The organism is Paenibacillus sp. J22P51, from assembly GCF_059692215.1.
Genome location: NZ_JCAUAZ010000006.1, coordinates 183,711 through 209,376 on the forward strand (window position 1 = coordinate 183,711; position 25,666 = coordinate 209,376).

The following is a 25,666-nucleotide window of genomic DNA, read 5'->3' on the forward strand; positions in this document are numbered from 1 at the left end:
TCTAAAGGAGCATTCAAGTTCAAGCACTCCCGTTGTATTATATATATTACAGTGCGATAAGGCCTAGCGTAAAGGGGAATCATGTCGATAAGGATAACAAGTTTATTAAGAAAAAAGGCGCCCTCCTATCCATAATCGCCTTTAGAATAACGTTCTACATTTTAGGAGATGCGAATAATTTGATCTTAAATTTATTAAATGAAGGAGAGATCGAATGGCAGGTGAATCGCAGCATTTATACCAATTGATTTTTGGGGGATGGATTCAACAATCCATATCCGTTGCCGCGAAGTTGGGCATTCCGGATTTGTTAAAAGAGTCTCCTAAAAGTCTTGAACAACTCGCTATAGTAACAAAAACGCATGCACCTACGCTATATCGTCTACTGCGAGCGCTTTCTAGTACAGGGATATTCAAAGAGTTGGACAATAAGTGCTTTGAAAATGGTCCGCTTGGTGTATTCCTACAGACAGACATTAAAGGTTCTGCCAGAGGCATCGCCATTATGGTAGGAGAAGAATGGGATAGGAATTCATGGAGTAATCTTCTGCATGCAGTTCAAACCGGAGAACCCGCCTTCCGGAAAACGTATGGCATCCCCTTCTTCGATTACTTATCGGAGAACCAAGAAGCTGGAGAAATTTTTAATAATGCGATGTCAGGATTTTCAAAAGTAATTGGTCCTACGTTGGAAATTTACGACTTTTCCCCATTCAACAAGATTATTGATATCGGTGGCGGACATGGCCGATTGATGGAAGCGATATTGTGCAAATATCCTCATGTTACAGGAGCAATTTATGATCTTCCAACCGTCATTGAAGGAACAAAAACATTCATTCAGAGCGTAGGGCTTGAAAATCGTTGCGAATGCATTGCTGGAAGTTTCTTCGATTCTGTTCCGGTAGGCGCGGATGCTTATATTTTAAGAAGTATTATTCACGACTGGAGTGATGAGGAGTCCATCAAGATCCTTCAACATTGCAGACAAGGAATACTTGATCATGGAAAAATTATATTAATTGAAAATGTCATTAAAACAGATAGCGAATCTGATCCCTTTCTCAATTTTGTTGATTTGGAAATGGCTGTGCTCTTAACTGGCAAAGAGCGAACGGAATCTGAGTTTCGTGAACTATTCGAAAAAGCAGGGTTTAAATTAACAAAAATAGTCCCTACGCCAATGAATAATTTTATTATTGAAGGGATACCCGTATAGGACTTCTCCGCCCGCAAACCAATGGCACTGTTACTTTAACGCACTTAAAAAGGGATCTTATTAACTGGGAGATCAAAGTGAAATGGGTTGCCTTATAGAGGCAACCCATTTTTTTTATTAATATTCCGTTATTACTTTTAAAATCAACCTTACTTCAAGCCTTCAGATTTCCCTCAGCTATTTCAAGGACCATATTCCAGTATTAATCGCGGAGCTAAATCTAGATTATTATGATCAATAGCATATTCTCTGGAATAGTAAATTACTTTTCCACTTGCACCTTCCTCTGTCTTTTTAATAAGCCACCCAAATCCAGCTCCAGCCTTCATATCTTCGATAACATCCCAAGTGACTTTCCCGCTTAGACCGTTATAATGGCTAAAACCCGCTGCTGTAGCATCGGCATATTTCCCGCCTTGTTTGCTCACTTTTCCTGGATTGAGCATATCCCATTTGTTTCCATCATCGTTTTGATTGCTTATGTCCGTATCACTTGGGCTGTTCCATGTAACTCCATGATCGGTCCCACGAACCGATTGCCTAACTTCATCATTTGAACCATTCCCCTCAGTCCAATGCATTAAGAGGCGATGTGCATCTACACTGCGAATGTCGTTACTACCCCAGTTATCTGAATTGTCCATAATAGTAAGAACAAGTGTGGCACTTTTCAAACCGACCGTACTAAGTTGATCTAGGCCGTCAAATCCAACCAGCACACGGTTATTACCGCTAGCTTGAATTCTCAGATTTGGATTGCCGCCTTCGTTGGTATTAGGAGATCCTTGCCGTAAATAGCTATCTTTACTACTGATGAGAGTCCCGTTTACCGTTATTGTAAAACTGCCTGTTGCTGCGTTACCAGCATTGTCTTGAGCTGAACAGTTTACCGTTGTAATCCCCAATGGGAAGGTAGAACCAGAGCTCTGAGTGCAGGCTACAGCGATTGAACCATCCACGATGTCGGTGGCTGTTGCTGTAAAGGATACTGCAGCACCTGAAGGATCAGCAGCCTCAGCTGTAATATTTCCCGGAAGGGAAAGCACTGGCGGCGATGTGTCCAGAACCGCTTCCGTTTTGAAGGTTGAACCAACTAGTATCGTATTTACAAACGAATACGGGATGGAAGTCGGAGCTGGTCTGACATGTCTTAACACGTTTGGCTGAACTTCAACATAGTAGTCCGTATTCCGTTCAAGTTCATTCGGGAAGCTGACAACCAGCTTCTTATCTTTATAGGTATAGCCTACGCCGGTTTTGAATTTGACCACAAAGTCGGTCCCCTCAACAAGCGCTGTACCGCTATTACTTGTTCCTTTGTAAATTTTCACAATCCCTGCGAAATTAGGTCCATCCAAAACCTGCGGCGTGCTTGTTGGGTCGATCTTATTGATGTCGCCGATCCCATCTCGATTAAGGAACTCGACATTAAAGCCGATTTCGACTTGTGCATCTACCGATACTCCATTCGTGTTGTTTGACGGGGATATAAACACATCGGGAGTATTATCATAATCCCATACATCCGCCCATCTTGCAGAGTCTAACTGTCTTGTTGTCAATACAGCATACGAATTCCCCTTAATACCTGTAACCTTATAGATGCCTCCAGCGGCATTGGAAGATTGCGCTGACGCTGTACCGGACGGGGTGAGCGCGCCCTTCTCGGTTATCTTGCCGTCGCCGTTCTCGTTCCACATATACACGTAGTAGGTCTTGGAAGTGTCAAGGCCTTCGACACTTATGTTGGTTGCTGACGTCGTAGACTGATTCAGAAGGAAGAAACTTTGCTCGGAACCGTTAGGACTCTCTAGCGCCGCGACAATCTTGTTGTTGGAACCGCCGTCGCCATTGCCAGCGCGAACTTTTACGTTGTTCCAGCCCGATTCCGACGTCATGGATTGAAGCAAGAACGCCCAATACTCAGGACGAAGCTCATACCCATCCCTCGCATCCCTAATCATGCTGTGGTCCTGGATGTCCCCGTCATACTTGGCATGGTAGATGTCCCACTTGCTAGTTCCGTCAAAGCCTAGCGCAGCCGACATAATGTTAAAGCCTGAGGTCTCGTAGGCGTATTTGATTAGATTGGCCTGGCTTCCGCTGTAGGCTGCGTTCATATAGCCTTTGTTCGGACCAAACTCGGTGATTTGGACCGGCTTGCGTTGGTTTTCGGGCAGAGTGTTAATAATCGCCTGCACAGTGAGCAGCATGTTGTATCTCGTCGAACCGTCGAACCAATATCTGTGGATCGAGTATTCGTCAACCACGTCGTTAAGATTCTCACCCATAAGCTTGAACCAAGCCGTCTGGTTTCCGGTCAGCAGGTCGCCTCCTACAATCTTAACGAGATCTCTTATCCCCTCGTTCTTAAGGGCTGTGTCAAGCGCCCTGTAGACTTGCACATACTTATCCATAGGAATGCCGTCGTTCGGTTCATTGTAAATCGTAAGGGCTTTAATGTTGGTAAAACCTTTATCCACAATAAGTGTCTTCAGATGTTTAGCCCAGCGCCCCATTCCTGTGCTGATATCCCAACTGGTATCACTGCTAGCTACAACCTGGCCGTTTAACTCAGTGGCCGGATGCCAATAGGTGAGGTTTACGGACGAGTGGGTATCCTTAGCAAGCTGCAGCGTCTGTTCGAGCGATTCGAAATTCAGGTCTCCGTAGAGCGCCGTATATCCCGAATTTCCGCCCGCCGCGTTATTGACATAGGGAATCGCCCTTTGTGGGTCTGGGTCATAGAAAATGCGTGTATACTTCGGATTCAGATTGACGAGTTTCTCTTCGAGATTCTTAAGATTGGCGTCCGTGGCATCATAAACCGTCCTGTTGAGGTCGGAGAAAAGCTGATGGTTGTACTGGCCGCCCCAGCCCATAAAGTCATCAACCAGAATATTGTTATTGATGTCTTGCGATACGGCTGGCTTGTAAACAAAGTTTGCGTTGGTCCCTTCAAGGGCCGAATCTGGTGCAGTTGGCGGATCGCCGTCAGGAGCGATAGCCTGCAAGCCCGGTATATTCGCAAGATAAGGCTTCGTAATCAGCAACGGCGACAAGCTGTAGTCCGCTATGTTGGTTCCGTTGGCTAAGGTGTTGTAAGGATTAAACCCCCATGTATAAATGACGTCGCCTTTCCAAGCGAGTGCCGTATCATTAATTCCATAGAAACCTTCTACGTCCTTTAGCGCGGTGTTCTCGGTTGCAAACGGGATGACAGAAGTGTTGCTAACGTCCGCGATACCGAGGCCAAGCTTGGCACTTTGGTTGCTGCCCCATACATAGACCCTACCGTCGGAAGTCTTCACCATATAGGTAACGTTGGTAGCGCTACCGAATGCCAAGATGTCGTCGAAAATAAGGCTTTCCGCGTTCGGTATGCCGTTTGTAGCGTTGTAAATGGCAGCAGGCTTCTGTGGAGCAAGGTTTGTTTTATTGTTGGAGAAGGCCCCGGCAAATAGGGCATATACCTGACCTAGATCGTCAAGCATGATTGCCGTGCCATTGACTGACGCGCTGATCTGGACAAATTTGCGCCCCGATACAGGGTGAGCTATCTTCGCAAAGCGATTAGCCGGATCGGATGAGAACTGATTTGTACCTGTACCTCCAAAAGCATAAATGTTTCCGTAATTTGTCAATATGAAGGCCGAGGTCGTGCCCGCACCGACTACCTCGATTGCTTTTTCATTTGGGTCGGAAGTGAATACAATTTTATCCGGCTTTGCCGAATACCATGCCTTACCGGCATCCGAATATTTGATCCCATTAGAAGATTGTGTTTCCCAGACCGTTCTTAATACGCCTGAAGCTACAGATATACCGGGAAGGTCACGACCAAGCCGAAAGTCATTCGTCCACCCATTAGCCTCATTGCCAGTGTTGGCGGCCGCTGCCTGACCCCACGACCATACCGCACCGTCCTTGTCGATTACATAAGTGCTGCCGACACTTGCGGTAAGAGAACGGCGGGCTCCTGCAAAATTGATAGGGATATTGTGGAAGGTAGACCGGGTAGCCCACTGAACGGATGCAGCGGAGTTAAGAATACCTGATCGCTCAAAGCCGTTTTTGCCCCAAGCATATAGTTTATTGTTTTCCTCATCCCAAGCATAGAGCAGGCTGCCCTGAGCTGTGTAAATCATATCAATACTGCTGAGTTCGACGCCCGCACTTGTATATGCTGGTCTGAATACACCGGTTAATCCGCCGTTCGGCATTGAAATTGAACCGTTTGCATATATGCCGTTAGCGTTATTGCCGTTGACATAGACTTTACCGTCGGTCGTTAAAAGCGCTGTCGCGTTTCCGTCCGCGTCCGAGCCGCTAAAGGAAACGGCCTGCTTGATGACAGCTGATGAGAAAGCGGCAGGGGCTTTTGTTGTAAATTTGTAAACCATGTCCGCGGTTGGATACATGGCATTATTGGGATCTTTAAAAGAGTTAGCCTTAAGGACTATATAATAGTCGGTGTTATAGGCAAGTGCGGATACGGGCGAAATCCTCACCACTGAGTTCTGATTTTCAAAAGCAGCCGTAGATTGGACCAGCGTGCCTGTGAACGTACCCTGATGCAGTTCGACTGAAGTGTTTAAATTGGTAACGCTGTTTAATGAAGCTGAAAAAGCAATTGAAGGCTTTATTTGAATCGAAACACCTGTTGCATTGTGCGCCGGCAGAGGTGCAGCCGATAACTGTCCAACTGTTTTGAACGTTGAACCTTGTGTTGCAATGGTTGTCCCTTTGAAATCCTTGAGCTTGCCTCCTTGAATTTCAATATAATAGTCTGATAATTCTTGAAGCGCGTTTGCAAATGTAATCGTCAGTACTTTACCGGTATTCGTTACCGTATAAGCACTAGGAGCCAGTAAAGTTCCTGTATTATTCGTTCCTTTGTATACCTTTACCGTATCGGCAATCGAACTGTCGCTGGCAAGAGAAACGATCTTATTAAATGTAATACTCGGTGCAATAGTAAGAGCAACTCCGGCAGCACTATTCGCAGGGGAATAGGAGACTGCAAGCGGCAATTCGTCATTCACATGCGCGGCGAGCGTGGGAATATTAACGAGCGCCGCTTCGTTAATTGGTTTCGGTGTGCCTTGTGAAGCGGTCTGGCCAATACCAGAGCCGTTGCCAAGCTGATCGACACCTGCATTGAAACCCCACGTATAAATGACATTGCCCCTTACCGCTGCCGCCGTTGTCCGGAACATACTCATATATTCAACGTCTTTTAAATAATCATTTTTAACTGCTGTTGATACGTCTTTACTTGCCGCTGTCCCATCGCCGAAACGTACACCATGTGCAGCTCCTCCATTTGTTGACGAACCCCACTCATAAACTGTGCCGTCGATTGCTATGGCGAACATGACATGGTTGTTAGTTGGACCCATCGTGTAAACATTTCTAAATGTTATTCCTGTTGCCGCATTCCCGTTTATACCGCCTGTCGTCCCGTTGCCATAAACGGCCGAAGGACGGGTTGCGATTCTCGCGGCAGCCGAATACACATTATTGGAGCCTCCTGTATTAAATACCGTATATATGTATCCTTGATCGTCCAACAGGTTAGCTATTCCACTGGAGGATACGCTCATTTTTACAAATTTTCTGCCTGCAGCCTTGTCAGGATGCTCGACTGTAACGAATGTCGCGGCAGCCGAGGTGGTAAGCCCGTTACCAAAAGCATATAGGACGCCTGACTGAGAAAGTATATAATTGACGTTTGGCACATCATCTGAACCAGCAACTGCTATCGCCCGTTCGCTCGCATCTGCAGGGTTGAATATTACTTGAGTCGGCATTACACTGCTATATGACACGTTCATGCTATAAACAGCTTCAGCAACACTGATATCGCGCCCGAGACGAAAGTCATTCGATGCAAGGTTATTGCTGCCACTGGAGCCCCAGGAATATACCTTCCCGTCTGTGGCTATTGCCAAGATCGTGCTGGGCTTGGTCCCGTCAGTACCAGCTATTCCGCCTAAAGTCTGTTCGTTAGAGCCGTCAAAGCTAATTCCAAGCTCCGATAGCGTCTTATTGCCATAAAACGTTAATTCGGTCGCATATGGAACATCAGTTGGAGTTGTACCCGTGCCACCGAGTACACCCAATTTACCTCCGTATGCGCGTCCCCATCCATAGAGTTTGCCATTGGACTGACTCCACGCGTACATTGTGCCGCTATTTTGGTAAATGCGCGTGATGTTGGTAAGCGGTGTGCCTGCACCGGTTAAGACTTTACTAAAGACTGTGCTTGCACCGCCTATCGTACCATTTCCAAGCTGACCATTACCGTTTCCACCCAGCATGTACACGCTTCCATCAACCAAAAGCGCCGTACTGCCGAATGTAACAGTGGCGTTCGAAGTGTTCGCAACTACTTGCTGGATATGCTTTGTTATGCCATCTTCGGTGGAAATACTAAGATGTGCCGAGACCGGGATGACCATCGTCAATACGATGACAATTGCCATGACCATACTAAGTACCTTACGAGTGAAACCTGTCCTCACGATAAACCCTCCTCGTATAATTAGTAGACCTCTAAGCAGACACTTTCAACCCTTATCGTAAATCTCCCTCTTAATTTGAGGTATGGGAGAAATTTCAGAAGCATGGCATTTTATGAATAGATTTGAAAAAAAGAGAAAAGGGACGACCCCCTCGGCCATCCCTAGTTCATTGTACATGTATCAATTAACTGTATAATAAATCCGTTCATTGTACTGCATGTTCGAATTCGAGGGCTTCTTTATGTCGTTCATCCTTACACTTCCCTCATTCGTTTGAAAAGCTTTAGCAATCCATCTTGGTGCTCTTTCATCCATTCCGCCAGCCTTCCTCTCATGAACGTGAGCGAGGATGCGTATGTCGGATTAGCGACCAGATTGGACATTTCATGTGGGTCCTGACTAAGGTCGTATAGTTCGTCCAAGTCCCCGCAGTTGAAAACGTACTTCAGATTGCCGTGTCGAATCATCCGCTGGGTGAACAACACATTTTCAAGGCCGGAACATTCCGTCACGACGCAATCCGGCCAATCCGTGACGGATTCTCCTTCCAAAAGCGGCACGAACGAACGACCGTCCCGGGAGTTTGCCGTTTCCCGATGTACCCCAGACAGCTCCAAAATCGTGGAATACAAATCGCAGGAGCCGATGAACCGATTTTCTCTTCGCATCTCTTGTTTCGAACCAGCTGGCTTTACGAGCAGCGGAATACGGCAAGTCTCTTCATACATGAAGAACGCTTTATCGCTCAAGCCACCGTGTATGCCAAGCGATTCGCCATGGTCAGCAGAGAAGATGATCGTCGTATTATCAAACAAATCGTTTCGCTTCAAATAATCGAGAAGTCTCCCGATCTGCTCATCAATCGAGCTCATAAAACCATAATAGTGCTTGACGTACGGCTCAAATGCCGACCAATCCTTGGAATTGGCCATTCGGGCTTTATGAATCGACGGCTTATTCTCGTTGTTGTCATAAAAATTAGGCCATGGTTCCAGCTGCTTATCCCGGTACAAATCAAGATGCTTCGTCGGCGCCATATACGGTTCGTGAGGCCCCCAAAAATTCAAAGCAAAGAAAAACGGACGCTTTCGCCGACGGAAACGGTCGATGTAATGAATAGCCCTTTCGGTTAAATAATACTCTACCGTCGATTCGATTGGAGACACGACCTCCGATGCCGTATGTACGTCAAAATTGCCGGATAACGTGTTTACCGTTTCAAAGCGAAGATTGTTTTCCTCCAAGTAATGAAGATATTCCGGATATTCGTAACCGCCATCCCCGTGCCCAGGGAAATCATCGCCTTCGTACCCCAAGTCAGTGGGCAGGCTACGGATATTGAATTGGAATTCAGGAAACTTAATCGACTTCTTACTGTATCTTCTGAAATCCTCCGTTTCAAGAATCTCTTTTCCATGGCCGAGATGCCATTTCCCTGTGTATCCAGCACTATAGTCTTGCTTCAAAAGCTGGCGGCTGAGCAGCATCGGGTCATCAGGCAGCTCGCGGATCAGACAATGAGATCCATAGGTGTTCGCCTGCATCCCGACGTTGAACGGATAATATCCAGTTTGCAAGGACGCTCTTGCAGGCGTACAGATGGGACAGCTTGCATACGCATTATCAAATACAATGCTCTCTTCAGCCAAAAGGTCGAGATTTGGCGTTTGACACACCGTTCCCCCATAGCATTTCATCGTATCGATGCGCTGTTGGTCGGTCAAAATCAACAAAATATTTTGCTGTTTCTCGTTCATTCCCGTTGCTCCTTTGCTAACTAATTACGGGTTAGGAATTCTACCCTCTGAAGAGATAGGTCGGTCGGCCCTTGATGCCGATTTTCGCACGGAACAAACCGCCTGCCGATGGTTGTTCTGCGTGGGCATCCGCAGGCAAAGGGGAACTGGCCGACGTGATGTACAATTCGTCCATATCCTTACCGCCGAAAACGCAGGATGTTACATATTTCACCGGCAATTCAACGACGGCCAATCGCTCTCCCGTAGCAGGATTCCATCTGCTCACTTTCCAGCCACCCCATTCAGCCACCCAGATCATACCTTCTTCATCAGAGGTCATCCCGTCAGGTAAAATATCCGTTCCCTGATAAGGGATCACCGTACGTTTTCCGGTCACTAGTCCCGTTTCTATGTCGAAATCAAACGCGTCCACGCGGTAGGCAAGTGAATCGATATAGTACATCGTTTTTTCGTCAATGGACCAGGTAATGCCGTTGGAGCAACTAATCCCTGAATCCAATTGCTTGTAACTTCCATCTGGAAAGAAGACATACAGTGCCCCTACCCGCCCAGCTCCGTTGGATGCGGTACCCGCAAAAAAACGGCCTTTCGGATCACATTTTCCGTCGTTGAACCGAGTCTGGGGAAGGTGGCCTTCCGGATCGCATACAAACTCTATGGTTTCATCTTCTGGATTGTAAAAAGCAAGTCCCCGGTCACCCGCAATGAGGATGCCTCCGCCCTCCCTTAATGCAAATGAAGCCACCTTCATCGGCAGCTTGCGTACGCGATGAACACTGCTGGAAAGCATATAATCATGCAGTGTTCCTTCGTCGTAATCAATCCAAAGTACCTGTTGCCCTGAGGGGTCCCAGACAGGCCCTTCCCCTAAGGAACAATGTGCGTCAACAGCAAGTTCAGCCGTGTATTTCATGGCGTCTCCCCCATTTTCAATTGTGATAGTACGGTTTCCGCTGTATATTCAAACAATTGCTCGATGTTACGATCCCAACGGGACGGATAGCCCCAAGTCCTCCAAGCATCCACTTCGTAGCCCCCCTCATCGTACATAGATCGGCGCGGAATATATCCGATCTGAGAGTGGCAATAACCTAAAGTGATCAAACGGAGTTTGGGGTGACGCTCCTTTAGACGAAGGCCATATGCAGCAACAACCTCACCCGGTTGGCCTAGGATGAATATATCGCCGAGTCGAAGTCCATGAATGCGTGCTTCGATGTTTACTGGCCAGACAGGTTCACTCGGGAAGCGCTGCAAAAGATAGTTCGCCCAGCGGGAATCTCCGACATGATCACCTTTTGCACGTTCTTCAAGTTCAATCCGTGTAGGGAAATGTTCGAAGGTCGGATAACAACTTTCTGTAAAGCCTGCCAGTGTATCGTCTATTACAGGCTCCATTTGGTGAGCCAATGTGAGCAGTACCTTCCAAGCTAAACTCCGCCCGGCAGCCTCCATATCCTCCCATTGATCTTGGAGAAGATAGCGCTCCTTCTCGCTGCTGAGGACGCCGACCACGGCATCAGCTCCACAGCCTTGTAGAAACATCGCGCGGGTCCCCGGTATGCGTTTCTCAATCAAACTCCGTGCCACACCCGGAAATTCTGCAGAAATGAGAAGCCCATTGGTCATAGTGGGGTGACAGGCATAGCTAAACAGCACAAGTTTGCAACTCCCGTCGGAACGGCAGGCTTTCACCACGGGAACTTCATGATCTACTACGCCGTAAGGATTTGCGGCAAATACATTTTGACCGTCCACAATGAGACGTCTGGAAACCGCTAAATCGCTGCTGCCTGTGCCGAAGAATAACGAGACTGCTTCCAAATCGTTCCGGGCGGCCCGGCATACTTCAATGATTGCATCTATAAGGCCATTGAAATAATCCGCTGAAAATACCGCGTGCTCAAAGCCTGGAGTCGGTTCCCGATAAAGCGGTGCACAGTGGGTGTGAGTCCAGTGAACCAACACTTGATCAGAACGAAGGCCCCATAGATGTTGGAGCCGCTCCTGAAGCGAATCCGTCCAGCTACGGGTTAAGCCCACTTGATCGACTACGACGACTATATGCTCTTCTTCACGATCCGTGCCTTCCAGCCACATAACCTGGGCACGGAGGTGGTCTCTTACCCCTATTGAAGGTTCCGTCCGGTTGGAAAATCCACCCAGCCAAATCCCTACTGGGGGTGTAACGTTACACTCGGAAAAACCTAACTTTATCATCTTGAGCCTCCAAGCGCTGATGAAATTAGTCCTGCCGTATGAATAATCTTTGAGCTGAGCTCGGAAAACCGAGTTTTCGGCATCTCGTGAAGAAGGGCGATGATGCTGATAGATGCCGTCACATTGCCTTCGTGATTCCGTATTGGTGCTCCGATACAGCGTACTCCGAGCACCTCTTCCTCGTCCTCAATCGCATAGCCTTTCTCTCTTACGGTTTCCAGCATCACCTTGAAATCTGCCAAAGTAGCGGCAGCTTTTCCCGTTCCTCCTCCGAGACCTCGAGCCGCAAGGATCTCATCCGTTTGCGGCTCGGGCAGAAAGGCGGCGATAGCCTTGCCGACTGCTGTTAAGTGCAACGGAGAACGCTTGCCTATATAGGTGTCGAAGCGGATGAAGCTCGTGCCCTCGACTTTTTCCAAATAAACGACATCCAATCCGTCCAGCATAGCCAGGTGGACCGGGAATCCTGTGTCGTCACGTAAAGCGGCCATAAAGGGGAGCGCAATCGCGCGAATATCCATATTTTTCAAAACTTGACTACCTAAATGAAATAGCCTAAGCGTCGCCCGATATTTACCCTCAGCCATCTTCTCGACGTACCCTTTCATCTCCAAGTTATCTAGGAGAACAAAAGCGCTGCTTTTAGCTAGGGAAAGTCGTTCATAAATATCAACAAACCGAAGCCCGTCAGGGGATGCGCTTAAAAGTTCAAGAATTTTGAAAGCTCGATCGACGTTTGGAATTAATTGGGACTTTGATACTCGTTTATTCATTAGAACTCACCTTCTCTATCTCTTTGATGCTGATTAAACCAACGTTCTATCGCCATAATCTCTCACGACTCTTGCTGCAGCGATAACAAATTGGATCACTGCAGAGCAGGGCTGCATCGTCCAAGCGCAAAAGCTCTGTCGTGGCAGATATGACTTCATCTCCCGGTATCCACTGGACTAGCGCTTTGCCAATAAGACCATCTTGAATGGCGCTGCGCTTCCGTAGTATTGCCTCAATGACTCCAAAAGCTCGGCTGCAGCCAGGCGGATCAAGTAATTCCACCTCCATTTGAACGGAACCGAGTACCGGAATACTCCTTGAATCACTAGGACGAAAAGGAATGTCCAAATAGGGCATTTTGGCATAAGCCTCACCTACATGGACCGTTGAATTGCTCGTGTGACCAACACCAAGTAAAAGAATTCCGCCGCCCATTTTGGCCAATAGATCTAACGGACTGTCTATACCAAGGCCCGGTTTCAAATAATGTGCCTCGCAAAGAGCGACAGCCCCTTCCCCTACCGCAGTAATGGAATGTGTAGGATGTAGGGACCGCACGGCATCTGTTCGTTTGCGCAGCATTTCGGATAATATGCCTGTTTTACTTGGGGAAATGGCCGGATTAAAACCTTCGTTTTGATAGGTGAACGTAGGCATGACCAGCAAGCCTGTGCTGCCAATACATGCTAATAGCGCATCTAGAACGGTATCCGCACCGCCTTCAATAGGCCCTAAATTGCGTAAAGCACTGTGGACGACAAGACGAGTTCCAGTACGAATCCCCAAGCTTCTAAAAAACTCGATTAGTGATTCTTTCGTGAGTGGTTCCACCATCGTATCTTCCCCTTTCCGGCTTTAGGACCTATTTTTGAATCGGTGCATAGGCAACAACGTCAATTTCCACCAGCGCTTTGGGCAAATAACTGCCCACAGTTGTCCTTACAGGTTTGGGATCTGGAAAATAGCTGTCATATACTTCATTAAAAGGAGCAAAATCACTCATATCTTTCAAATGAACGGTAGACTTCACCACATCTTCAAAAGTCGCTCCGCCTGCCTGAAGAATAGCAAGGACATTCTCCAAAGTACGCGCTGTTTGCTCCTTTATGCCCTCTGCAAGTTCTCCGGTTACGGGATGACGCCCCACTTGACCGGAAACGTACACAAAGTCTCCAACCCTTAATCCTTGCGAATAAGCCCCAACGGGTAACGGAGCCCCATCGGTTAGTATGGCTTGTTTTTTCATCCTGTCGCCTCCTACAATTATAAAAAAAATTAAGCTAAATTCAGCTCTGCCAAAATATCATTGTTCAGCAGTGCTTCCATATCCTCAGTCGTAAAGCCCGGAAAAGGCATCTGCTGGGCGTATTCTGTCATTTTACGAAGCCCTTTAACCGAGTCCTCAAAGTTGCAAATTGGGTAATCCGTTCCGAAGATCAGCTTTTTCCAAACGCCATACTCTTTGCAAAGCATCAGGGAATTATAAAGCTGCCACGGACGATAGTAAAGTGCCGATACATCCGCGTACACATTGGGATGCTTGCGAATTACACTGATCGTTTCAGCTTCCCACGGATGACCAAGATGAGCGATAATGATCCGTAAATCAGGGTAGGCAAGTGCAACTTGTTCCAATTGTTCCGGGTGAGCCCATTTCATGGGAGCCCTTTGAGGAAATGTCGTGCCTTGATGTGTGAGAATCGGAAGCCCTTTGTCCTCACAGAATCGGTAAATGCGCAGCATACGCTCATCCATAGGATCGTAGGCTTGATAGATGGGGCTCGTCTTCAGACCCTTCATACCCAGATTGAAATAGCATTCCTTCAATTCATCCAACGCATTGTAATCATGGGGGTCGACGCAAGCAAATCCGATCAGCTTCTGCGGGTCCCGTTGGCAATATTCCGCTACATATTCGTTAGGGACATTAAAACCCAGATGACGGCTGCGAAAAGCTAGCACAATACATTTGTCCACATTTTTCATCGCTTCATAGTGTTCATCCGGTGTCGTGCGCTGTACCGGCTTGCCTCTCATCTTGAAACCCTCTGCCAAATACGCTGGACTATAATGCTTAGGCTCACCCAAGTGAGTGTGATAATCGATCATTGGTCCTTGCCTCCATCCTGCCATTGTACGTTCCCATCAGGCGTAATCCGTTGCAAATTCCCTTCATAGGCAAAAGCTACCGCGTTAAATGTAATGGATTTCTTTTCGAAAGGGGCAAAAAGCGAAGCGGTGCCATTGGCGATAGCCCCCGTAAGTCCAGGCAAGTCCGACCCTGGAATGCTGCTGAAAGGCTCAATCCCCATCGTGTAGGCTCGACCGAACCATGGAGCGCCGGTCGTTCCGCCGAACTCTTGCCAAATCCACAGATGCGGCCAAACCTCCAGAGGCCAGCTGATACCAAACCCCATTCCGAGCTGTGGGTTACATGCCGCTACCCAACCTTCTTCCAGCTCAGCAGCAAAAAGCATATCCGCAGCCAACTGCTCGCGAGGCGGCATTTGTCTTAAATCGACTGGCTGACCGTCTCTTCCCGGCAGAAAAGGCCATTCGCCAGTTGTCCCAGGAACAACCCTTCCCGGCAAGTCTTCTCCGCCTGCCGAACGAGTAATGCGACAAGGCGGCAAATGCAGTTCCATTTCCGGACCGAGGAAAGGCTCACCAAGAGCTGGATGCTGGCCCCACATGCAATGAACTTCGACAGGGCTTACATTTTCTACCGTTTCACGAATTTGTAAAGCACCGCTTCCCCGCTTGAGCCGCAGCTCTCTTTCCATGCGGAAAGGCAAACGTTGCGTTTCTACACGCATCAACAGGGCGACCTCGTCCGGCGTATCCAAGATCACTTCATACTCCCAAGCCATCAGACTGGCTTCGCCATGTAAGCCCTGCTCAGCCCCCTTGTAAGTGGAAGCCGTACTTCCCGCAGGAAAGATCACTTGCCAGCCGCCTGGATAATGGTCCATCCAGTTGCCCCGAGGATTGGATGTGGTAGGAACCCAGTTCCCCCAAGTCCGCATTCCCCACGGAGCCCGGTACATCACATCTACATCCAAAGGTTTGTATCGAAATTCTACAATACTGCCCCCCTGATCTAATAACAGAGTGACAGATAAAAGTTCATTCTCCAGAACAGCCATTCGATGCCCTTGATACATGACATCACAGCTGATACGCGCACCGTTGCTCCTAGGTAAATACACGGCTTCTCCTCCTAATCCATCTGGCCTTATTTGACCCGGTAATGCTCCACCTTTTCTTCGTCCAACTCCACACCTAACCCAGGCCGCTCGAGAGGTCTAGCTTCGCCTCCTTGAATTGGCAACGCTTCTGCTAAGAGCATATCAGCATAGAAAAAAGGTCCCAAAATATCACAAGGATACTCTTCCGCGCCGATCCCCGGAGTAGCCATGGCAAGGTGAATCATCGCCGCGCTGGCTACGCCCAGTTCCAAATTGCTGCCCACCGTGCAGGTGAGACCGGCTGCTTCCGCAACTGCTGCGGATTTTCTTGCAGGCCCGATACCTCCGCCTTTTCCAATATAGAGGGAGAATACGTCTGCAGCTCCAGAACGTGCTAACGCCATAGCATCTTGCAGCGAGTATAGACTTTCGTCGGCGATGATTGGCACGTTCACTTGATTTCGCACATCGGCTAACCATGACATATCAAGTGAAGGTACCGGTTGTTCCGCAAAATATATGCCTTCTTCGGCTAGACGTCTAATCGTAGAAACTGCCGCACGGGGCGTCCAGCCGCCATTCGCATCAACGCCTAAACGGATCGATGGTCCAATCGCATTCCGAACTGCTTTCACTCGAGCTATATCGTTCTCGGGTCCTGTTCCAACTTTGACTTTCATGGTGCGAAAACCTTGTTCTACGGCCCATGCAGCGATTTCCGCAGCCTGATCTGGCTCAACACCGGTAATAGAAAATTTAGTAGGCACGAAATCTCGTACGGGTCCTCCTAGAAGTTGATAGATCGGCAAATTAGCGGTTTTCCCTAAAATATCCCATAAGGCCATTTCCAATGCTGCCTTCGTGAAGACGTTATGCGCAATGCGTTTCTGCATTTTTTGCGTTAACCGTTCAATATGTAACGGATTTTCCCCGATCAGCAAGGGACCCAAAAAGTTGCGAATGAAATGAGCCGCAGTAACGCTATCTTCTCCGCTCCATCCCGGTGTGCAGGACACTTCACCCAGACCAGTGATCCCTTCATCTGTATGGACTTTAACCAGTAGGAACGGTGAAACCAAGTGGCTACCCCGACCCGATCGGATCGCACGCTCCGGATGTATGGGAACCTGAACGGGAATAGTTTCGATGCTGGTGATCTTCATATTCAATGCAATGCCTCCTTCCCATCCATCCCTAATAGACGTATGGCATTGGGACCTAGAATCTGTGTTTTCGTTTCTTCAGGAATATCTAGCAAATCAAATTCCCGGAACCGGTAGTCAACATAAGGTTGTTGTGGCTTATGAAACAAACCTCCGTCTGTGCCGAATACGATCTGCTCTATCGGAACTTCAGCCACAATCTGTTCCATGGCAAAAGGAGGCGTAGAACACATGCATAAGTACACGTTACGGTGTCGTTTTCCTGCAGCTATCGCTTCCGGCCAAAGATCATGCAACCCTGCGTGTCCAAGCAATACCTTTAGCTTTGGATGTCTAACAGCCAGCTCAGCGATTTGAAGTGAGGAAGCGTATGGCGGTGTACCGTCGTGAAAAAGGATAGGGATACCCAGCTCTGAGGCTATTTCACATACTGGTGCCATGAAGGATTCTAAAGGACTGAAACCCTGCAACCAGTTGTGCAGTTTCACGCCACGCATCCCTAATTCGGTTACACAACGATATACTTCCTCAGCTGCTCCTCGCCGCCTAGGGTCTACCGTGCAGAAGGGAACAAGGCGATCCGGAAATGGCGAGCACCACTCGGCTAAATAATCGTTGCAAGCTTTGGCGTTCTGCCAAAAGCCGTCAATCGTAAATATGACACTCATGTCGATGCCCAGCTCGTTCATATACGCAACATACTCTGCTGCCGAAAATGGATAGGTACCGTCTTCCCGTCTAGCGGGTTGGTGTACGTGAAAGTCTATTTTCATACATATGCCTCCTATCTGGGAAGTCGCTTATTGGCGAAATCGTTCAGCTATCAATCTCTCAACATTTCCACCTAAGATGGCTGACTTATCTGAATCGGGCACATCCATGCCTCGTACCTTATCGACTTCAAGCGCCATGCGGGCAACAGGATGATTACTGGAAAAGATCATTCGTTGTGACCCAATTCCTCCGTACATGCGTGCCATCCCCCGTTCCGGAAAATCATGGGCTGTGTCGCCGTACAAATTAGGCGCTCGTTCAAATGCTGGCATGACATCCATCCAGAAGTCGGATTTCCCATTCTTCCCCATAATAAAAGAAACTTCAGGGTAGTTCTGAGCCAATTCAGTAAGCTGCAAAGGAAGAGCGAAAGCTGGTGTCCCAGTATGCACATAAACCGGCGCACGGTGACGTGCTGCCACCTCAATCAATGGATGGACAAGCTTCTCTAGAATCATAAAACCTTGCAAAGGAGGATGAAGTTTAACTGCAGCCGCACCTTCTCCCAAGGCCCGCTCCAGCTCAGCTACAGCCCCGCTCTCATACCATGGATTCGCTGTGGCATAAGCGAGAAACCTCCCTGCATACTTACGGGAAAGTGCTAGCACACGGTCATTGCCCTCTCGGTTATGAACCGCCATCTCACGATCTATCGGGCTAATTAAGGCCATGTCAATCCCACTTCGATCCATCTGATCGATCAATTGTTCCGGATCTACTCGATGATACTGTCCTACACCTGCAAGCACATGAGCGTCAATAATCATGTTTCTCTCTCCTCACTTAACTGCACCGACTCACCGTTTTCCATAGCTTTAACGAAAGCTAACGTTAGACGCAGGCTTGAAATACCTTCCCGGCTGCCAGGTACAGGCGTTTGGCGTAACTCTATGGATGCTAGAAATTTCTGTAACTGAGCCCGAAAACAAGAGCTAACTCGGTTCTCGGACAGTTGAATGCGCTCGGTTAACCGATTACTGATCAATACGGCTTCGCCTTTGGCTCGATCTAGATAGGCCATTCCTTTAGGACCAAGAATTTGAAATTCACCAAGCGGAAATCCAGGGAAAAACCAGCCGATTTCCAGTTTAGCTTGATCTCCATTAGCGAATTCAATCAGAGCTGAATTGTAATTAGGTGAAGGAAACTCCGGTCTGCTAGTCAGCCCCCGAGCTGTAATCCTAATTGGAGTAGAGCCAGTCAAGAAAGCAAGGTGATCAGCTGCGTGAGCTCCGTCATGTATACAGGGCGGTCCGTGGCGCAAGGTGTTTAATATTCGCTCGTAGTGCTCCTGATTCCCCTCAGGATCCCACACTTCATCAAATGTGCTTAATCGAATTTGCAGCGGGCGCCCGAGCCTGTCGCTCCCTATCCATCCCCGTAAACCATCCATTAACGGTCCGTGCCGATAGGTAAAACCGACTTGTAGAAGGCGCCCGCTCAAACGTTCTGCTTCAGCCATTTGTTCGGCAGCATCGAGCGAAGTAGCCATCGGCTTTTCACAGAGAACATCTTTACCCGCATGTAGAGCCTCCATTGTGATACTCGGTGTTGCCCAAGGTGGCGTACATACCAAAACGGCCTGCACTTCTTTATCTTCTAAAATTCGTTTATGGTCGGTTGTATGATAAGAGCTGCCGAAAGCAGCTCCAGCCGCCGCAGCTCGAACCGGATCTTTATCACATACCGCCATTACGTGAACAGACGGGTTCTCAAGGAGAGTCGGAAGATGCTGCCCCATCACAATGTCTCCGCATCCGATCACGGCTAGTTTTACAACGTTAACGGACAACTGAAATCCCCCTTATTGGAGTACTGGGACTGCCAATCCAGCCGCTCCAGGCTTGGATATGATGGCTTCGGGATAATAGCGCTGTAAAATTTCCAATCCTAATGCAGCCCGTCGAACCTTCTCCTTACATTGGGCTATTGCCATATGTTCAATATGCATACCGCTTGGGTATACATTAGCCGCATTTCTTAGCCCGAATTTCACATAAACCGGTGAAACAACTCTGACAATTTCCGGAATTTCGTAAAAGCGAATGGCACCGCCAAAATCGTCTGGTGCCTCCACATAAATATCAATTGGCATATCAACAGCCTCGCGAATTGCCCCCAATCGAGCTAATGTAAGCGACGTTGGTACATTGTAGGTGTCTGCGCCGAGCGTCTCCATTTGCTTAATGGAGACAGGGTTTGCTGCTCCTAGTGAAACAGAGCCTTTTACGACCAGATCAGCTGGCAGTTGTCCCGCCTTCTTCATTTGACCAACAATAGCAAGAAGGCCTTCATCGGCAATAAGTACGCCTCTCAGTCCCAAACGGCAGCCCCGCTTAATATCTTCGACGGCATAGATCAACTGATCCATCCCTTCATGTCGCAATGCTTGGCCTTTACCTGCAGGGGTGTGACTAGCTGCCGTTATGTCCCATGTAGTACGTGGTCCCACAAACAGACTGACCTCCACACCATCAGCCACTGCAAGCTCGAGCATCTCACGAATTTCCGAATCGGTGTGCATCATAATTCCGCTGCCTTGTGATACACGGTGTATGGTTACACCGTACTCCTTGGCTGCTTCCAAAGTAGCCGCTAGAGCGTTTGGTCCTTCTACACTCGGGATTTCAAATCGAACCTGCGCCCCATCTGCAAAACGTTTTGATGAAGTCGGAAGATGATGAGCATCTCCCGTTGGATAACCTAGACTGGCCAAAAACTCTCGCGTTTCTTTCATAACAGCACCCCCGGTTTTATTGGAAAAAGGTCTGGCGAAAAAATCTAGTTCAGTATTTTGAAACCCACTTCAAAAATGATGATATTCCAAGTATAATAGGAGTGAGTTCGGGTGTAAAGGAGGATTTTTCCAAATGTATACGTTTTCAGATCGACCAGGAAGCCTGCTTTTTCAAGAATTGAACCGGGACGAAATCGGGAAATGGGCCCCTGAAGCAACCGTCATCTTACCCGTTGCTGCCATTGAACAACATGGACCGCACTTACCCGTTTGGACTGACTCCCTTCTAGCAGAAAGCATTACCCTTCAAGCCGCAGCACGAGCTAGTAATGAGATTCCAATCTTGGTGTGCCCCGTCGTAACCTATGGTTCCTCGCACCATCACCTTATCTATCCAGGAGCGATGTCGCTTTCCAATGACACATTAATTGGGGTGCTTCGCGACCTGACTGACTCCTTGGTGAGCAGCGGTTTCCGCCGGATTTACTTGATCAATTCCCATGGCGGAAATGAAGAATGCGTGCGACTCGCGGCCCGTGAACTTGCACTGCGTCACCCCGTTATTGCTGGAGCCGTATCTTATTGGACAGTCGCCTGGGACCAAATCGTTCAGGAAGGTCAAGCTGGTAGTTTGGGTATCGTCCCTGGCCATGCCGGAGGTTTTGAAACTTCATTACTTCTCGCATTACGACCTGATTTGGTAAGAACCGAGTTGCTGCCTTTACCGAAACGCCGTACCATCCCTTCAACACCTAGAGACCCTTCCACTGGCCCGCTTATCCAACGCCACGGTAGTTGGGCAGCGATTGACGGCTACAGTGACGATGCGGGCTCAGCAAGTGCGGAGAGCGGGCAGAAACTTCTCGAAATCATCTCCCGAACTCTTGCTGCTGAATTCGTTAGATTCCATCAACTTAAGCTGAACTAAATCTATTATTCTTAATGATCATCCACTACGGAAAGGTGTTGGAATCGTTGAAAAGTTATCATAATCTAATTGCCGGCCACTGGGTCGGAACCCAATCCGGACGCATGCGTCCTAATTTAAATCCTACTAAATCTTCAGAGGTTTTGGCTGAATTTCCAGACAGCGATGGCCATGATCTTCAGAATGCCACAACAGCTGCGGCATCTGCTTTCCCCAAATGGCGCAGCATGAGTATGGTCGCTCGAGGTGAGATTCTATACCGTGCAGCCGAATTGCTTACAGCTCGTGCCGAACTCATTGCTAAAGATTTGGTTTTGGAAGAAGGAAAAACATTACCCGAAGCCATTGGAGAAACGATGCGGGCTGCAGCGATTTTCCGATACTATGCCGGAGAAGCGCGTCAGGAAACCGGCGAAGTCTACGCTGCTTCGGATCCGAGCACACTTCTTTACACACGCCGTGACCCAATTGGCGTAGTCGGTGTCATAACACCATGGAACTTCCCTATCGCGATTCCAGCGTGGAAAATCGCGCCCGCCCTCATTTACGGCAACACCGTGGTCTGGAAGCCGGCAGATCTGACTCCGCTGACAGCCTATCATTTGGCGAGTGCCCTGGTTGATGCTGGGCTTCCGGAAGGTGTGCTCAATGTCGTGTTCGGTCGCGGATCCGTTCTCGGCCCCGCTCTTACTACAGACAATCAAGTGCGCGGCATTTCCTTCACCGGCTCCAATGGTGTTGGCCGCAGCATCGCTATTGCCAGTGCTGAGCTTGGTAAGAAGTATCAGCTAGAAATGGGCGGTAAGAATGCCGTCGTCGTTCTATCCGATGCTGACTTGGATTTAGCCGTTGAGATGACGATCCGCGGAGCCATGCGCTCGACCGGACAAAAATGTACCGCTACCAGTCGTGTCATCGTGGAAACGCCATTGCTGAACGCATTCACTGAAGCGCTAGCCGAGCGTTGCCGCAAGCTTGCCGTGGGTAACCCTTTGGATTCGCAAACCTACATGGGACCTCTTGCTTCCCTTGATCAGCAACGAACCGTATTGGACTACATACAAATCGGAAAAGAAGAAGGAGCTCGACTCGTAACGGGAGGTGAAACTCTCGGTTCAGAAGGTTTCTTTGTAACCCCAACGGTGTTCACCGATGTCGATCCTAACAGTCGTCTAGCTACTGAAGAGATCTTCGGACCCGTCGTCTCAGTCGTGCCTGCAGCAAATCTTAGCGAGGCCATCGCACTCGTTAACACAAGCCGATTCGGCCTAAGTACAGCTGTATTCACTCGTGATATTGGTAAAGCTATGCGTTACGTCGATGAGATCGAATGCGGCATCGTACATGTGAACTCCGAAACAGCCGGCGCAGAACCCCATGTCCCGTTCGGGGGTATGAAGGAATCAAGCTCCAATTCCCGTGAGCAAGGCAAGTCGGCTCGTGAGTTCTACACCCAAGTCAAGACTGTCTACTTCGACAGACCTTCGCCTGCATAGGTTTATATAAGAGAGGTGTCCCTTATGAGGGACACCTTTTCTTCTTTGTTTCACTGTGGGGTCTAGACTGACGCATTGACATGGCATTTCAAACACTGGATGTCCGAATCTGATTGGGCTAATTCGTCCTCCTCCACGAGTTGCTCGAAAATATCGACTAACTCCTCGAAAATCGAGCATGTGGCCTGGAATTGCTCGAAAATATCGACTAACTCGTCGAGAATCGAACCTGCGGACCTGGAATTGCTCGAAAATATCGACTAACTCGTCGAGAATCGAACCTGCGGACCACGAGTTGCTCGAAAATATCGACTAACTCGTCGAGAATCGGGCCTGCGGACCTGGAGTTGCTCGAAAATATCGACTAACTCGTCGAAAATCGGGCCTGCGGGCTTCGAGTTGCTCGTGAAAGGCTATAATTCCAAAAATTCCGTCAAGCCTGGCGCAAGCTCTATTATTCGCCGATGTCCGTCATCAGTATGCTGAAGCATAATCGAGATGCTTTCCTCTCTCCGATTCGTCACATAAAGGCGATCAGGCAGTACTGAAATCTCTACATGACATGTTTCCTCTTGACCAGCCCCCAAAATTTCCAGTGTCCATTCACTATTTCGAAATCCGCTCGTAAACGCGTCCAATCTGCCGCTCCACATGTACGTATTTCCTTCAATCCGATTGTTTCCTTCGAATAAGGGCAGTCGATTCAGGTTCAACTTACTTTCCCTTTTGGCATGGACCGTCAAAGCAGTCGTATTGAAATTCGCAAATATGAACTGCCTCTCACAACCGAGCATCACAACACCATCTTCTTCACAAGTAAAAAGGTGCGTGAGATCCGCAATTGCTTTCGTCTGTTCCTTGGTTCGATTAGGCAAGGTGACCACTACGAAAGGTTCCAATGTACGCTGACCGATGAACGATTCTTCGCTGCGTCGATTTAAAATGAGAATATCCTCAACGCCCTTCCATTTCTTATACTCATGCTGATTGATGTACCGTATTCCTTGTGAACCGAACAGGACATAACCGATTTCATCATCCACCTGTATCCATTCCACCGGGTCTAAGTCTGTAATCTCATTCGGCTCATACCCATAAAACCCTTTGTAAGAAGCTGTTCGATCTGGGAAGTAAAGCGTCCTTCGTCCCTGGGCCAAGTCCGGCATGACACTGTAATGTTCATTGCGGACTCCAATCATCCCCGTATTCATTTCAGCAATCTTGCAAGATTTCAACACCTGAATACATTCTATATAGACGGTTTTCCCATCTGGCAAAGAAACGAAAGCGACATCCTGACGAAGCTCTTCGACACCACGCATTAGCGAAGCTATCGCACCAAAACCATCCGCATACTCACGAATGTTTTCCTTCTCGGTTCGCAGTACATATCGCTCATTCGAATGTAGAGTTCTTTGTGAATCCGCCTCAATCTCAAACTGGGCCGTACCCGTGTAACTAGCGGGCAGTGGCGTGATGCTCCAACATCCTTTTGCAGGGATCGTAAGTCCCATCACACGGTTGCGCCAACTGAAGCTCGAGAAGCTGTCACGTGTCCTGTGAATCACAGAACAGCCATACGGATACACGTAAACCCCACTCAGTCTATCGGCCATCTCGTCCGCATCACTGGGTTCAGCACCTGCCCCTCCAAACAAATGAAGCAGACAGGAAGCGACCAAATCCTTCGCGGATGTATGCTCCATATCTTTTGCTGTTTGATAACCGGAGATCACGCATTGCTCCCCGTTTTCCTCAAGAAGGCAACCATGTTGATTGCTATTCTGAATGCCTTCAATAATGGCAAGAGCTCTGCGCTCTAATAAAGACGCATCTCTGTCCCTATGAATCACATTCATAAACGCATGAGTGAATTGACGTTCATGCTGCCTGTTATACCACCAATCCTGACCCTGTACGGGGACAGCCAAGCCGTCAAACTGCGCCCACACTTTGATTGTTTTATTGTAGAGTATCTCATTGTTATACAGCACTGTTTCCGCTATGGGTTCATCCCCTATTAAAGAAAAAACGGCATGAATCCCTCGAAGATTAATGCCTGCACATATATATCCGGGGTGAGCGAACCCGTGGTTTTCTGTCGTAAAGTCTGGATGAAACGTAACGGTTTTAAAGGACCGCGGTTCCCTAGCTCGATCGACTGGCGTCGTGATGGCGTTTAGTGACCAAGCTTCAAAACCTTTTTTCCAACTTTCATGCTGTGGGTGGTTAGGAAACAGCGCAAGTGCCGCTGCAATTCCACCTGCCGTCCATGCATTTTCCTCGGTCTGTGTGTCGAAATAAGCGCCATTTCTCGGATCTTCATCGCACCAGCGGTCCGCATAATCGGTCAGCACATTTCGGCTCAAACAGCGTGTTTCTTCGTCTAGATCCTCCCAAAGCAGCCACGCCGATAACCCGAAGGAAGCAATTGTCACTCCGACTTGGCTGGCGGGGAAAAACTTTTGACCTTTTCCGCCCCATTTCGTTAAGCTGCAAAAACGGTTCCTCCCTTCAGCCCGCACACAATCCTCCGGGCCTGTATCATGGGTGAAGCCCAAATAGCGGATCGCTGCAATAGCTTTCCGCTTCACCTCATCTCGAGGGATTCCAGTCATCTTTTCCTCATAATTCGGAAGCTTCGCAAGCAAAGCATAGACGGATGCCGTATAGGCAGTTTCAAGCCCATACCAATAGGCACCGCCAAAAAAATGCCCGCATGAAGGGCGCCCAGACCAATCTGCAAACTGCTTGTCGGCAAAGGGAAGCCACTTCTGCAAAATACGGCGTATTCGCGCGGACATCTCATTTTCGGAAGCTTTGTGCCAAGCGATCGTTCGAATGCGCATGCTCTCTTCGTTGGTCATGAACGAATCTCCC

At 48.4% G+C, this 25,666-nt stretch carries 18 protein-coding genes; 3 read left to right on the plus strand and 15 right to left on the minus strand.

All coding sequences use genetic code 11. From position 1 onward, the window contains the following. Nucleotides 1–214: 214 nt before the first annotated feature. Nucleotides 215–1,219: a methyltransferase gene (locus AC58QC_RS15540; protein ID WP_497416027.1), complete on the plus strand. Its 1,005-nt coding sequence runs from the start codon at nucleotides 215–217 to the stop codon at nucleotides 1,217–1,219. 182 nt (nucleotides 1,220–1,401) lie between these two features. Here the strand turns inward: AC58QC_RS15540 and AC58QC_RS15545 are convergent, their stop codons facing one another. The 14 genes from AC58QC_RS15545 to AC58QC_RS15610 all read right to left on the minus strand — a co-directional run bounded on the left by AC58QC_RS15545 (nucleotide 1,402) and on the right by AC58QC_RS15610 (nucleotide 20,362). Beyond that, nucleotides 1,402–7,746 carry an Ig-like domain-containing protein gene (locus AC58QC_RS15545; RefSeq protein WP_497416028.1) on the minus strand — a complete coding sequence of 2,115 codons (6,345 nt, stop codon included), beginning with the start codon at nucleotides 7,744–7,746 and terminating at the stop codon, nucleotides 1,402–1,404. A gap of 254 nt (nucleotides 7,747–8,000) precedes the next feature. Continuing rightward, entirely contained in the window at nucleotides 8,001–9,503 is a 1,503-nt protein-coding gene (locus AC58QC_RS15550; protein WP_497416029.1) for a sulfatase-like hydrolase/transferase, read from the minus strand. A gap of 40 nt (nucleotides 9,504–9,543) precedes the next feature. Next, nucleotides 9,544–10,419, minus strand: a complete 876-nt coding sequence (locus AC58QC_RS15555; RefSeq protein ID WP_497416030.1) for an SMP-30/gluconolactonase/LRE family protein — start codon at nucleotides 10,417–10,419, stop codon at nucleotides 9,544–9,546. Then, complete coding sequence (locus AC58QC_RS15560; RefSeq protein WP_497416031.1) at nucleotides 10,416–11,726, minus strand: neutral/alkaline non-lysosomal ceramidase N-terminal domain-containing protein; 1,311 nt, start codon at nucleotides 11,724–11,726, stop codon at nucleotides 10,416–10,418. Before AC58QC_RS15560 ends, AC58QC_RS15555 begins: the two co-directional genes overlap by 4 nt. Continuing rightward, nucleotides 11,723–12,499: an IclR family transcriptional regulator gene (locus AC58QC_RS15565; protein ID WP_497416032.1), complete on the minus strand. Its 777-nt coding sequence runs from the start codon at nucleotides 12,497–12,499 to the stop codon at nucleotides 11,723–11,725. Before AC58QC_RS15565 ends, AC58QC_RS15560 begins: the two co-directional genes overlap by 4 nt. A gap of 46 nt (nucleotides 12,500–12,545) precedes the next feature. Next, nucleotides 12,546–13,334: an AAC(3) family N-acetyltransferase gene (locus tag AC58QC_RS15570; RefSeq protein ID WP_497416033.1), complete on the minus strand. Its 789-nt coding sequence runs from the start codon at nucleotides 13,332–13,334 to the stop codon at nucleotides 12,546–12,548. A 28-nt stretch (nucleotides 13,335–13,362) separates the two neighbouring features. After that, a complete protein-coding gene (locus AC58QC_RS15575) occupies nucleotides 13,363–13,746 on the minus strand; it encodes a RidA family protein (RefSeq protein ID WP_497267211.1) in 384 nt (127 codons plus the stop codon). A 29-nt stretch (nucleotides 13,747–13,775) separates the two neighbouring features. Further along, on the minus strand, nucleotides 13,776–14,609 hold the full coding sequence (locus AC58QC_RS15580; protein WP_497416034.1) for an amidohydrolase family protein: 834 nt from the start codon (nucleotides 14,607–14,609) through the stop codon (nucleotides 13,776–13,778). After that, on the minus strand, nucleotides 14,606–15,709 hold the full coding sequence (locus AC58QC_RS15585; protein ID WP_497416035.1) for a DUF4432 family protein: 1,104 nt from the start codon (nucleotides 15,707–15,709) through the stop codon (nucleotides 14,606–14,608). The genes AC58QC_RS15580 and AC58QC_RS15585 overlap by 4 nt, the downstream gene beginning before the upstream one ends. Before the next feature lie 26 nt (nucleotides 15,710–15,735). Next, nucleotides 15,736–16,851 carry a mandelate racemase/muconate lactonizing enzyme family protein gene (locus AC58QC_RS15590; RefSeq protein ID WP_497416163.1) on the minus strand — a complete coding sequence of 372 codons (1,116 nt, stop codon included), beginning with the start codon at nucleotides 16,849–16,851 and terminating at the stop codon, nucleotides 15,736–15,738. Between the two features lie 2 nt (nucleotides 16,852–16,853). Next, a complete protein-coding gene (locus AC58QC_RS15595; RefSeq protein ID WP_497416036.1) occupies nucleotides 16,854–17,624 on the minus strand; it encodes an amidohydrolase family protein in 771 nt (256 codons plus the stop codon). Nucleotides 17,625–17,651: 27 nt separating this feature from the next. Next, the gene (locus tag AC58QC_RS15600) at nucleotides 17,652–18,392 is read right to left on the minus strand and encodes an amidohydrolase family protein (RefSeq protein WP_497416037.1); all 741 of its coding nucleotides are present in this window, start codon (nucleotides 18,390–18,392) and stop codon (nucleotides 17,652–17,654) included. Continuing rightward, nucleotides 18,389–19,417, minus strand: coding sequence for a Gfo/Idh/MocA family protein (locus AC58QC_RS15605; RefSeq protein WP_497416038.1), 1,029 nt, complete (start codon nucleotides 19,415–19,417; stop codon nucleotides 18,389–18,391). Before AC58QC_RS15605 ends, AC58QC_RS15600 begins: the two co-directional genes overlap by 4 nt. Nucleotides 19,418–19,429: 12 nt before the next feature. Continuing rightward, the gene (locus tag AC58QC_RS15610) at nucleotides 19,430–20,362 is read right to left on the minus strand and encodes a hypothetical protein (protein ID WP_497416039.1); all 933 of its coding nucleotides are present in this window, start codon (nucleotides 20,360–20,362) and stop codon (nucleotides 19,430–19,432) included. Between the two features lie 133 nt (nucleotides 20,363–20,495). Here AC58QC_RS15610 and AC58QC_RS15615 point away from each other — a divergent pair, with 133 nt between their 5' ends. Both AC58QC_RS15615 and AC58QC_RS15620 read left to right on the plus strand, forming a co-directional pair. Then, nucleotides 20,496–21,290, plus strand: a complete 795-nt coding sequence (locus AC58QC_RS15615; protein WP_497416040.1) for a creatininase family protein — start codon at nucleotides 20,496–20,498, stop codon at nucleotides 21,288–21,290. 14 nt (nucleotides 21,291–21,304) lie between these two features. Then, nucleotides 21,305–22,786 carry an aldehyde dehydrogenase family protein gene (locus AC58QC_RS15620; RefSeq protein ID WP_497416041.1) on the plus strand — a complete coding sequence of 494 codons (1,482 nt, stop codon included), beginning with the start codon at nucleotides 21,305–21,307 and terminating at the stop codon, nucleotides 22,784–22,786. A 413-nt stretch (nucleotides 22,787–23,199) separates the two neighbouring features. Here AC58QC_RS15620 and AC58QC_RS15625 read toward each other — a convergent pair whose 3' ends face one another. Then, the gene (locus AC58QC_RS15625) at nucleotides 23,200–25,653 is read right to left on the minus strand and encodes a hypothetical protein (RefSeq protein ID WP_497416042.1); all 2,454 of its coding nucleotides are present in this window, start codon (nucleotides 25,651–25,653) and stop codon (nucleotides 23,200–23,202) included. Between the last annotated feature and the right edge of the window lie 13 nt (nucleotides 25,654–25,666).